This is a genomic window from Blautia sp. DFI.6.71 (assembly GCF_020593585.1).
Taxonomy (GTDB): Bacteria; Bacillota; Clostridia; order Lachnospirales; family Lachnospiraceae; genus Blautia_A; species Blautia_A wexlerae.
In genome coordinates, this window is record NZ_JAJDMJ010000036.1 from 1 (window position 1) to 12,181 (window position 12,181).

The window sequence follows — 12,181 nt, forward strand, 5'->3', positions numbered from 1 at the left end:
TTGATGGAGTATAGCAAATTTTTTCAGTACTGTAAAGTATTGTTACTAACCGGATACAGCACTAGATGTTCAGACGTAGTATCTTGCGATGGTTTATAAAATGGTAATGTTACACGTTCTATATCCGTACTTTTGAAACCACAGCCATCGTCAGAGACCGTAATCAATAAAAATTCCTCCTGTTTATTTACATCAATAGCTATCATCGACTTAGCATATCTAATGCTATTAGACAACAGGTTTTCATAAATTTGTATGATAATTTCAAGATTGATAAATAGAGTTTGCTGTTTATTACAATTTGTTTTAATCGTATATTCTATATCAGAACAGAGCATTTCCGTTGTATTTGATAAGGTTTTTAATAAGAAGTCAAAGTTTATGTTTTCTTTTTCGATTTCTATATCTTCTAAACGGTATAAGTTTGTCATAGCACTAACGTATTTTTCAAGCCGTTCCACATTGTTGCGTACTGTTGATAATTCGTCGAGTACCTCCTGTTGAGAAACTAATCCTTTGGGAATAAATGATAACAACATTGTGGTATGTCCTTTTAGTATTGTTAAAGGCGTGCGTAAATCATGTGAAAAAGCAGCATTTAATCTCCTTTGTTCAGTAAATTGCCGTATCATTTTTTGGTTGTTTTGATATAAACAATTTTTCATCTTCTCAAATGCAAGACACAGCCTCCCCATCTCGTCTTTATAAGGGTAAGGCAACGTAAAATCCAGTTCGTTGTTTTCGACTTTTCTGTATGCATTCGTCAGTAACTTTATGGGTCTTACTAATTTTCGGTTTACAAAGATAGTCACACAAAGAATCATGCTAATTGAAAGAACAATAGGAATGGTGACAATATTAACCACACCTAGAGCAGAATCCACAATTCTATCATGTTTAGTAAACTTTGGTGAAACTTCAATGTAAGAAACATGATTAGGATAAATATATTCTTGTACTGGACGTTCCTTTTGATAGTCTACAACAAAATTACATACTTCCTTTTCACTTGCATTATATATTGTGTATTCTGTTTGGTCTTTGTTATATTTCGCTGTAAATGAACCATTTTCAGGTATATCATACCTTGTTGTCATGTCCTCATATTTATAGTTAAGGTTTATTCTGTAATCATCTACAAGAGTAATAGATATAACACCTATTACAATACCAATCACTAAGGAAATAAGAGCATAAAAAACAAACGAATTTTTAATACTCATGTTGTCAATATAATGCCTTGAATTTTTTCGCCTTACTTTTTCCATTTATATCCGCACCCCCAGACAGTTTCTATATAAGGATTGTCGCCTATAGAAAGGAATTTTGTTCTTATCCGGCGTATATGTTCTGTAATAACAGAATTGTCGCCAGAACCATCTAAGCCCCATACTTTTTCATAAATTGTCTCACGATCAAAAATAATCCCCTTGTTTTGTGAAAGAAATTCAATAATATCAAACTCTTTCTTCGTAAAATTTATTTCAGCATTTCTATAAAAAACAACTCGTGATGAATAATCAATTACTATATTATTATCGAACTGAACTATTGCGGACGAACCATGTCTTTTTTCTCTCCGCAAATGTGCAGCAACTCTGGCTTCTAATTCATCAACGGAGAAAGGCTTTACAACATAGTCGTCACCACCGACAGCAAATCCTTTGATTTTATCACAGTCCTCAATCCGAGCTGTTAAAAAAATAATAGGACAGGACACAAAATTCCTGATTTTTTCACAAATTGTAAAACCATTCATATCTGGCATATTTATATCTAATAAAATAATATCTGGATGTTTTGTGATTGCATTCAGTGCTTCTTTTCCGTTAATTGCTGTGTATACTACATAACCAATTTTGCAAAAATATTGATTTAGCATTGATACAATATCTCTTTCGTCGTCTACAATCAAAATGCTCTGTGCCATATCTCGTTCCTCCTTAGAAATATATCTTATCATTGAAAAAGCAATTTTTTATCAACTATGTCCACATACTACTGTTAAAAATTGATAGATTTTAGCTATTTTAATTATTATAATCTCTTAAACGAAATGTAACAACTATATTAATCAGCTTGCAAATCATACCGAAATGAGGCTTGCGGAGCATACTATACGGTTTATGACGCAAGCCTTGATTATTTATTCTACAATCTTCCAGTTATCGTCCTTATGAAGCATAAGCTCATACTGTGAGATTTGTGTCATTTTCGACTTGTTATCCAGATACTTCACAGACACACTGACCTTGAGGTTATCGCCGTCTTTGGTAAAGACAGGGTTTACCAGTTCCGAAAATACATAGTCGCCGGAAACAGGAGCAAGCACACCGTCTTTGACGTAATAGGCAAGTTCTTTTTCCGTAGCTGTCGGATACAGCTTAAAGAATGTTTCCAAGAAAGCGGTAGCGTCCTTGACTGTGTCGGAACTGACACTGACATCTGCTTCCTGTACTTTCGGTTCATACTTTGATTTCTGTACCGCCGGAGCAAGGGTTGGATTCTGGGTAATGACCATTGCACCGTCCTTATCCACATGAACGGTCACGGTGTAGTTTTCTGTGACTGCCTGTGTCTGTTCTCCCTCTTTTACCTGCTGATCTACTTCGTAGGCAACGGTAAAATCGTTCATTCCAGACTGTTCCACATTCCAGACCAGCACATTTGTAACGGTCGCACTGGTTGGTATGTCCGTTCTGATGGTATCGGCGTTCAAATCCTGTAATTCTTTGGTAAGGTATTTACTGATTTCCGTTGTCCTTGCTTCAATGGCTTCCTTGCTGGTATCCCATGAGTAGTAGGCTTTCGCAAAGTTCTTGACGAAATTTTCAATACCGTTGGTATCGTTCAATCTTAGCTGAATGATTTCTTTTTCATGTACCGTGTGGGTGTCAATGGCAGTAAAGTTCTTATACACACCAAAACTGGTGCTTGCCAGAAGCACCGCCCACAACAGCAGGACAGATTTCTTATGCGTCCCGACTTTCATGGTACGCACTTTCTTATTCTTAGGTGCTTTCTCTGTTTTTTCTTTCTTCTTAAACATATTTCAAGTCCTTTCTATTGTTTGATTCTTCCAGCACAAATGATGTGCTGTTGCCAGTAGGCAGAGGTCAAATCAGTATAGCCAATTGGATTTCCGGCATGATACATCTGATTGTTTCCTACATAGATTCCTACATGTGTAACATAATCACTGGTATTGTAGGTGGAATGGAAAAAGACCAAATCGCCAGCCTGTGCCTGTGACAATGGGATATGCTGGGTTGCGTCATACTGTGCCTGTGCAGTTCGTGGCAGGCTGATTCCGGCTTTTCCGTAGCACCACTGGGTAAGTCCAGAACAGTCAAAAGAGGTGTTCGGGTTACTGCCACCATAGACATATTTCCAGCCTTGATACTTCAATGCTTCATTCATAACCGCCTGTACCGTTTCGTTGCTGAACTGCTTCACAGTCAGATATTGGTTGACCAGCTCCACATAGAACATATTCCCGTAGTTATAACGCCAGCCACCATTTTTACTGACCGCTATTGGGTTCGTATAAGTTACTTTTGCACCGCCGGATTTATTCTTTGCGAAATTCTCTGCAAGGTTGAAGCTGTGCTTTTTCCCGTTCTTCGCCACATAGTCTGCATAGCCACCACCATAGTTATAAGATTGAATGACCACGTTAATGTCATTCATACCTTTGGCTTTACAGGAAGAAAGCAGGGACGCAAAATATTTACACCCCTGCTTAATGGATTCTTCTGTACTTAATGAGTTTGGCGGTAGTCCCAGACTTTCACTGGACTGCATAACATCGGTAGCCGTACCGCCACTTTCCACCTGTATGATGGCAAGCAGGACGTTCACATACTCCGAGATACCGTTTTCTCTGGCGTATCTTTCTACCATCGGCTGATGTTTGAGGACATCGGCTGACAGGTTCATGCCAGAATAGACAGGCGAATAGCTGTTGGAACTGTCGTCATCTTCGCCGGAAATCAGTATCCCGAAAAAGAGGACGAGGGAGAAAAGGACTGGGAATATCGTACCTATGATAAGGATACGCTTTAATCTCATTTCTTCCGTCCTTTCTCTGGTTGCTTCGTAACAGTCTTACGATTTTGTTTTTGGTTGACCTGTTTCTGTACGGTTGTTTTCTTTTGATTACTTCTGGATTCCGCTACGTTTGACTGATTCGTTCTGGCAACCGATTTGACCTGTTGTTCCTGTCTGATATTGGTTCGGACATTTTCTTTTCCAGCCTTGACTTCTGCATTTTTTATCACAGAAGAAGTAACAGGACGTTTCATATCCGGCTTAGTAACTGTATCGGTCTGTGCAGGTTTTGGAACAGGTGTGGCAACAGGGCGTTCATGGCTTCTGGTAGCTCCGGCTGTCGCTGATCCATTCGCATGAACTGTCTGCCTTGCTTCCTGTGCTTTCTGTAATTCCTGCTTTTTCTGTGAGATATTTTCCCTGTGCAGGTTACGTTTCTGTGTACGCTGTTCCTGTCGGTTTTCCCGTTCTTCCACAACGCCACGCTTAAAGTCAGATACGTTATCCTTTGCTTTTTGTTTGGCAGAGTGGACAGCATAACCAGCCTGTGTCGGCAAGTCTTTCACATTTTCTTTCAGAGAAGAAGCACTGTCACGGACTTTATTTTTCGTATCCATTACAGCACCTACCGCAGAACCAACACGGCTTCCCATGGAAACCTCATTATTCCTTTGTGGTCTGGCTGGCGTATTTTTATGTGTAGAACGAGAGTGATTATAAGCAGAACCAGCGACTGCACCAGCTCCGACCATACTTCCTGTACCCACAGCCCTTGCAAGTCGGCGTTCCATACGTCTTGCCCTGTGTCGCATGAACACCATCGGTCTACGGAATATCCGGCGACCTATCTGCTGGCTGTCATTGGCATTCAGGCTGAACATACTCATTAGTTCTCCGAGTTTCATGTAGATTCCGGCAAAACAGATTATCTGCAAAAATGCCACCATGAAGAACGGGTAATCCGTGGAAATGTTGTAGAACATACTGGAAATCGAAAATGCCACGGTCACAATCAGTGTGATTCCGGCTCTTGTCATAATGGCGTTGAACACACGGACAACTGCCTGTTTCGCCATGTTCTCATAGGTCGGTATCATGGACAGCAAAAAGCTGACAGGTAAAAACATGGCATATATGATAAAAAGTATCTGGGAAAATAACATCATGCCGGTAAGCAGGAAGATAAAGATTGTGATACCGAGATTGAAAATGAGCAGGAAGAACACCATGCCAAGACGGTTGACGACCTGTGGAATGGTAAGGTTGTCATTGTCGTTATCCTCAATCTCTGTTTTCACAATATTTTCCCTTGTTTCCCCATCTTCATCGGACGGGCTGGCAGATACCAGAGCTTCTACACGGTCAGTCCCGATTTCTTCGGTATCGCTGTTCCCGAACTGCAACAACAGCCACGGTTTTTCTACCTGTATCGCAAACAGGCTGTCACGGATAAGGTCTACGCTGTCTTTGCCTTTACTTTGTGAATCGGGGAGCATGATTTTTGTCCCCAAGTCCAGAGAAGCGGTGCTGATGTCCGAACTGAAATCATTGATTTTCTGGATATAGTTGGGAGCATAAGCAATAAAGGACGCAGACACAATGAACACCACCACAAAGTTGATAACGGCGTGTAGCGCCTTGCTTGTTTCCCGTTTGAGAAGTCCTGTATAGGCGGTATAAACACCTACAATCAGAATGATAATGAGCAGGAATCCCACATAGAATCCACTGCTGGAAAATCCATGTTCGGTCACTCCGGCAAGTGTCTGGATACTTTTCCCGATACTGTCAGCCATGTCATTGATAAAGTCCAGCTTATACGCCTGTTGCACCACATATCCTGTGGCATTGCTAAGATACAGGCTGATTGTCCAGACAAAATTTGTGATACAGTAAAGCCCGTACTGCACTGATTTCCCAATGCCGTCCAGCCAGTTCCACGGAAGCCATGACCAGCTATTGTCCACATAGAAATCAAGCTGATAGTTAGAAAGCGGATACTTTGAATATAGGTTGTCTGCATTGACCGTATCATCGACCAGTCCAGACGCATGAGCTACCGTCCCAAGCAGGGACAGCAGTACCAGTGTGACGGTCACGGAAAGCAGAACCAGTTTCAGTACATGGAATACCTTTTCTTTTGTGACAGATTTCATCATTCCAAATCCACCTCACTTTTTATCGGCGGTCTGGTATCAAAGGCATGGAGCAGTTCTACAAAAACAGGGTGTATCTGTACCACACCGACACGCCCGTATAAATCCTGCATTAAGCATTGTCCGTTCTCCAAATCCCTCAATCGTTTCTGGTTATTTTCGTCCTCACTGTCCAGTCCGAAAAACTCTAAGGTCTGTTTGATTTCATTGGTATCTGTGGAGCGGAACGCAAACTTTAAGCCGATGTTATTTTTCAGACTTTCTTTCGATACGTCCCCAGAGGATTGTGTCACGAAATAGACTCCGGCGTTCATGGCTCTACCAGCACGCACCAGCTTATTTGATAGTGTTTCTCCCTGTGCCACATTTAAGAACGCCCATGCTTCGTCCAAGTCCACGATTTTAAAAATGCTTCGGTCACTGTGAATGAAATCAAGGGCAAAGGTGCTGATAACAATTAAGATGGATACCGACAACAGTTCAATGGTCGTGTATTCCTCAAAGGTAGTATCCTTATCCGGCAGAACCAAATCTGCAACCTGTATGATATTGAGCTGGTTATCCAGACTGATTGCATTTTCCACCGAACCGTCCGAGAATAAAAGCTGTGCAAAATCATAGTCGGTAAAACTTTCGATATGGTCTGCAATGTTACGGGATACGGCGGTATCCTCTTTCCGCAGTTCTTCAATGACCTGCAACAGCCCGTGGTTCTGGTTCTGGGATACGGTACGGACAGCTTTTCTAAGGACAGGGAACTTTTCGCCATCACGACTGCTGATACCTGTAAGAAATGTCAGAATATCAATGGCAAGACTTTCAGCGTCCTTGACATCTTTCATAATCACATACGGGTCTAACAGCCCTTGATTGCTGGAATCACTGGTAATGTTTACAATGTTGATTTCCTCTGCAATCTCCGGCAGTGTTTCTTTCCAGTTTCCACGCTCACTTTTCGGGTCTAGGATAACTGCCTGTCCCCCGAACAGGACGGAATAATACACCAGCAGGTTATTACAGAATGATTTTCCACCGCCAAGCGAACCGACAAAAGCAGAAGCCAACGCATTTGTGACCGTACCTTTTACCCCTTGACTGGCAAGGGACGGTTGCAGGTAGACATTTCTTCCTGTATCCACGGAATATCCGATATAGATTCCTGTATTTTCGCCCAACATCTGGGTAGCACCGAAGCCAAGTCCGGCTAAAAAATCGGATTTCACATACTGGATATAATCATTGATATAACGCTTGCTGGCTGGAAGAAACTCTCCATGCAGTCCCATCATATCTCCGGCAGGACGTACCAGCTTCACGTTCAAATCATCGTAAAAGTCCTTGACTTCATCACAACGGCGTTTCAGTTCGTCAAGATCGGGTGCAGATACCCGTATGACGTAACTTAACTTGTACATACTTTCCTTGCTCTGGTCTAAATCTGTTTCCAGTTCATCGACACTGTCTAAGGCTTCCACCACATTTGAACTTGTTTCGTTTCCGGCTTGATAGGCGTGATTGTCCAAGTCCTTTAATTCCTTTTTCTTATTACGGACAGTGGTTAAGGCTTTCTTATTTCCGACAATCTCAACATTCATGGACGTATCCACAGGGAATGTGAACTGCTGTTGCTGGAAATAAAAGATTTCCGATGATGGGAAGTCCAGTTCTCCGACAATCGCATTGACCGTAAAGTAGGACACATAGCTTTCACTATCCTCATGTTCCAGACGCAAATATCGCTGGCTTTCTTCCACCACGCAACGGGTAGGACGGATAAGGTCATAATACTTAATCAGTGTTTCTCTTTTTAATTTTCTTTTTGGAAGAGGATACTCATAATCTTCATAGGCTATCCCGTCCCTGCCGTAGAGGTGTTCCATCAGATACGCAAAGTCTTTGGCTTCCAGTCGGCGGATTTTGAACCTACGGGAGATTTTGTTTTCCAGCAGTTTTTCCATCTTCGCATAACGGTTGATTTCATCATTGCTCATGGAAACAAAGTCATTCATCAGCGTGTGCCTTACCTCATTCAAAAACTCACGGAATGTCAGAAATACCATTTTTTTGATGTTCTTCAGATTGACTTCGTCCTCTGTGACCATGAGCTTGAATCCCAGAAAGAAACGGTAATCAACTTGATTGTCGCCTATTATGGATACAAGGGCTTCGGTCTGGTCGTCTATTTTCTGATAGGCGACTTCCTTTAATTTTCCCGTTACCAGCTTCTTTGACTGTTCCTGTATGCTTCGGATTGAACTTTCGGTTGCAATCTGCAACGCATGAATCTTTCCCTCACGGGACTGTGCGATAAGCTGACGGAAGCTGTCATGCACAAGGTATTTCTGCTCTGGAGATAAGAACGAATAGTTGTACGGCATCAGCTCATAGTAGGCGAACACCTCATTGTCCTTATTCCAGACAAGGTTATTGTCGATATATTTAATCGGGAACATAGGTCACACTCCTTACTGCCGTGATAGTTTCCTCAAATTTCTGCTTATGCAGGTTCACGGCTTTTCCGGCATAAGTCACTTTGGGACGCAGGGCATACAGAATCATCGTCTTGATGTAACTGTATGGCTTTTTCCCGTCAAAGGTTTTCTGTGACATAAACCATGTAAGGGCAACGGGAATCCCGAAATATTTCAAAAACGCACCCTCAATCATGGAAAGTGGCGGTACATCTGCAAACAGAATGATGATAAATTCCGTCAGCACGAACCATGTAATCTGGGTAAAGGTCACAGGGAATGGCAGGTTTACATCATTGATGGCATACAGTACCTTTTCCACGTTCCAGATACTTGTATAACTTCGGATTTTCTTCACTTGTAAATGCTCCTTTCTTCATTTTCCTAACAACAGGGACAGCCGGATTTTCCAGACTGCCCCCAAGAGAAAAGCTGACAGTAGCACCAGTGGCGGTGCTGATCTGCCAGCCCTTAACGCAGTACCTCACAGATACCAGCGTTTGTTGCAATAAATGTCCCCTCTATATCGAGGTCACGCCCGTAGGCTTCATAGTCGATATAGTTCTGTAAAGAGGACGGGATTTCTCCGAGTATCTGTTCTTCATCAATCAGATAGTAGGCTAAATCGGTCATCGTTTCACAGCCGGAATACAGAATGATGTCGTCCTTATGTTCCACCAGTTCTTCCAGACTTCCATAGCAGGATATAAAACTGTCCAAGTCGTCCAGCAGGTAATCCGGTAATTCTTCCAACTGCTCATAGATACGGTTCAGTTCTTCGATGGAAATGTATTCGCTAATCTCCATCGGGAAGTTGTCCGTATCATGGATTGCGTATTCTTCGTACTCTGCATTTAAGCCGATACGTTCTGCAATCACTTCTTCGTCCAACGGAAAAGAGAACCAGTCCCCGACCAGTTCTCCCTCATTGTACTTGCCAAGATTGGCTATATAGACTTGCATATCATCAATCATAAACGGTCACTTCCTTTCACTCATTGTATTCATAAAATCTGCCATGCACACACAGGAAATGTTCTGATGTTTCTTCCATATCTGAACAGTTCCGATGGTATGTAATATTGCAAAGTCCGGCTTCCAGCTCTTGCAGATTTGAAAACCATTCTCTTTGAATTGCAGGTATATCTTCGTGTGGGATTTCACTCTCTGAAATTGCAAGGCAGACATTATTTAGCAAGTCGAGGTCTGTATCTTGCAGGATTTCAAAAGGAAAATCATAATCACTGATAAGATAACGGTCACTGTCCGGCGGTAAACCAATGGATTGTTTTAATGCTTCTATGTTGCAGGGAAGTGTAAACCACGCACAGCCTGTATCTTTTTCCTGTTCATCAAGATTGATAACAAATACTTTCATTTCTGCCATAAGCAATACCACCTGTCAAAGTTTGAACATACCGTTGTTGCAGACAGCATAACGTCCTTTTTCTTCCAGTTCATGGGCGTAGGCTTCCAGATTAAAATATTTCTTTCCTTTTTCGGAAAGAGCAGAAAATTCAATGTTATGCTCCAAGCGGTAACGGGCAACGTCCATGATGTTGTGGCACTCTGGATAAAATAGAAATTCTTCTGATTTCTGCAATAAATCCTCTACACCGCCACAATAGGGAATCAACTCTTTGTATGCCTGCTGAACTTCTGGCGATAAATCCGTGTAAGCAAAGTACAGCTTGTTTAACCGTCTGACAGAAGTTGTCCTTACAATGTCGCCAGCAAAAGGGAGCTTCATATCTGTGATTTGATAATCGCCACTGTCAGCTTCCACGCCGAGCAGGTCACGGAACAGCTCATAATCAATGGGTAAATCAAACCAGCGAGAGGTTTTATTCTCTGCTGATTTAGTCGTTTCAATCAATACGCTACATTCTTCCATAGGCTTTACGCTCCAATAATCTTATTGAATAACTGTAACAATACGTCTTTTACGCCGGACGCATTGAATACAAGACCAACGGCTACTAAGGCAACTACCAAGAATCCGATAAGTTTGGAAAACTCACGCTTGAATCCCAAGTAGATACCGATAACAACAATCGCCATCAGCACAAGGCTCTGTGCGTTGCTTAAAAACCAGTTATAAAGGTTCTGTCCAAAATTCATACTTTCTTTTCTCCTTTCAGTTCCATCATTTTTCGGTCAGACTGTCTGCCAGCCTGTAAAATACACATGGCAATCACGCCAACTGTTCCACCTAAAGAGAAGAACAGGAAGTCAAATAATAATCGTTGCATTTTTCAATTCTCCTTTTCTAAAATCACATCTTCGGTTGATGTGGTCTGTTGTTCGATTATCTTGTAGTGCTTTTCCGTCAGTTTCGTGGATTTACGGATTTCTTTCAGATAATCAATCCCTGTTTTCGCTGTGATTGTTTCCAGCATTTTGAGTGTCGGGTCAACCTGCCGTTGAATCCAGCGTAGGGTTCTGTCCAGTGTGTAGGGTTCGGGTTTGGTCGTGAGCTTTAACGGCTCTCTGTTTTCCCCGATGAACCACGCCCAGCGGACAGATAATTTCCAGTCGCTCCGTTTCTTGTCTGCTTCCTTATCCACAAAGCGTACATAACGGTTGATAATAGAAAATGCCGTCCGTTCAGCGTCATAGTAAGTCAACAGGTCACGGACAGCATAATAAGCACGTTCATTTTTTAACCGTATTTCAAATCTGTTTTTTATCGGTGCTTCCTCAATGGGAATCCCAAGTTTGATGTACTGCTCATAGCTTTTTTCATAAACACAGAAGTACACCTCACTTTTCAATGAGCCGATATAAAGTGTATAGCCCATACCAGCCTTGTCCTGTTCCTCATGCTTGACCAGTTCGCCGGAAGCATAGGACTTAAAGGAACGGAACACTGATACACATTCCTCATTCCGGCATTTTTCGGTCAGTTCTGGAATATCTAACATTCCCGTATGGTCATTGATGGCAAGGTCAAGGCGTTTCATCACACCACCGTCCACCAGAGCGTCCATAAGGAAGTCATACCAGCTCCGTTCCTGTGCCAGCAGATAACTTTCAAACTGGCGACAGCCTTTTCCTTTCAGTTCCAGTAGGACACCTTTTTCTTCATCGGGAGAAGTATATACGAAAATATCTCCGATGTAGTAGTGTTCTGTATAACTGTAATGCCCGAAGTCCTCATGTATCATGTACTGAATATTGAGCTGTAAAATATCTTTGATGATATGTTCAATATCCAGTGTCGGAAACCGTATCCTCACATAATCAAACAGCATGGTAAGCGGTGCTTCTGGATTGAATTTTTCCAGAGCTTCCAAAAGTTTCACTTTCATTTCTTCTGTGACTGCCACCTTGCCGGATTCGATACGGCTTAAATGTTCACGGCTGATTCCAGCCATGACCGCAAGTTTCGTCTGGGATACACCGTACTGCAAACGTCTGTCTGCAAAATCCTGTATCCACTCTGTATCATTCAGTGCGATACCCCCTTTACGAAAAAACTGTGACATTTTATATCCGATGTCA

General features: G+C 42.0%; 13 protein-coding genes. All 13 read right to left on the reverse strand.

Annotated features, from left to right (window positions below; translation table 11 throughout):
- Positions 1-23: 23 nt before the first annotated feature.
- Entirely contained in the window at positions 24-1,268 is a 1,245-nt protein-coding gene (locus LJE12_RS13825; protein WP_227226946.1) for a HAMP domain-containing sensor histidine kinase, read from the reverse strand.
- The gene (locus LJE12_RS13830; protein WP_020994080.1) at positions 1,256-1,930 is read right to left on the reverse strand and encodes a response regulator transcription factor; all 675 of its coding nucleotides are present in this window, start codon (positions 1,928-1,930) and stop codon (positions 1,256-1,258) included. Before LJE12_RS13830 ends, LJE12_RS13825 begins: the two co-directional genes overlap by 13 nt.
- A gap of 216 nt (positions 1,931-2,146) precedes the next feature.
- Positions 2,147-3,049, reverse strand: a complete 903-nt coding sequence (locus LJE12_RS13835) for a conjugal transfer protein (RefSeq protein WP_227226945.1) — start codon at positions 3,047-3,049, stop codon at positions 2,147-2,149.
- Between the two features lie 14 nt (positions 3,050-3,063).
- Positions 3,064-4,071 carry a bifunctional lytic transglycosylase/C40 family peptidase gene (locus LJE12_RS13840; RefSeq protein ID WP_117605751.1) on the reverse strand — a complete coding sequence of 336 codons (1,008 nt, stop codon included), beginning with the start codon at positions 4,069-4,071 and terminating at the stop codon, positions 3,064-3,066.
- Entirely contained in the window at positions 4,068-6,209 is a 2,142-nt protein-coding gene (locus tag LJE12_RS13845; protein ID WP_227226944.1) for a type IV secretion system protein, read from the reverse strand. Before LJE12_RS13845 ends, LJE12_RS13840 begins: the two co-directional genes overlap by 4 nt.
- On the reverse strand, positions 6,206-8,659 hold the full coding sequence (locus LJE12_RS13850) for an ATP-binding protein (RefSeq protein WP_055267318.1): 2,454 nt from the start codon (positions 8,657-8,659) through the stop codon (positions 6,206-6,208). The genes LJE12_RS13845 and LJE12_RS13850 overlap by 4 nt, the downstream gene beginning before the upstream one ends.
- Positions 8,646-9,035, reverse strand: a complete 390-nt coding sequence (locus LJE12_RS13855) for a conjugal transfer protein (protein ID WP_055267320.1) — start codon at positions 9,033-9,035, stop codon at positions 8,646-8,648. Before LJE12_RS13855 ends, LJE12_RS13850 begins: the two co-directional genes overlap by 14 nt.
- Positions 9,036-9,148: 113 nt before the next feature.
- Positions 9,149-9,652: an antirestriction protein ArdA gene (locus tag LJE12_RS13860; RefSeq protein ID WP_021414682.1), complete on the reverse strand. Its 504-nt coding sequence runs from the start codon at positions 9,650-9,652 to the stop codon at positions 9,149-9,151.
- Between the two features lie 16 nt (positions 9,653-9,668).
- Positions 9,669-10,064 carry a hypothetical protein gene (locus LJE12_RS13865; protein WP_008371328.1) on the reverse strand — a complete coding sequence of 132 codons (396 nt, stop codon included), beginning with the start codon at positions 10,062-10,064 and terminating at the stop codon, positions 9,669-9,671.
- A 15-nt stretch (positions 10,065-10,079) separates the two neighbouring features.
- Entirely contained in the window at positions 10,080-10,571 is a 492-nt protein-coding gene (locus LJE12_RS13870) for an antirestriction protein ArdA (protein ID WP_117605755.1), read from the reverse strand.
- A gap of 5 nt (positions 10,572-10,576) precedes the next feature.
- On the reverse strand, positions 10,577-10,798 hold the full coding sequence (locus tag LJE12_RS13875; protein WP_004844214.1) for a hypothetical protein: 222 nt from the start codon (positions 10,796-10,798) through the stop codon (positions 10,577-10,579).
- Complete coding sequence (locus tag LJE12_RS13880) at positions 10,795-10,929, reverse strand: DUF3789 domain-containing protein (protein ID WP_005423185.1); 135 nt, start codon at positions 10,927-10,929, stop codon at positions 10,795-10,797. Before LJE12_RS13880 ends, LJE12_RS13875 begins: the two co-directional genes overlap by 4 nt.
- A gap of 3 nt (positions 10,930-10,932) precedes the next feature.
- Positions 10,933-12,165: a MobT family relaxase gene (gene mobT / locus LJE12_RS13885; protein WP_118030079.1), complete on the reverse strand. Its 1,233-nt coding sequence runs from the start codon at positions 12,163-12,165 to the stop codon at positions 10,933-10,935.
- Positions 12,166-12,181 lie beyond the last annotated feature (16 nt).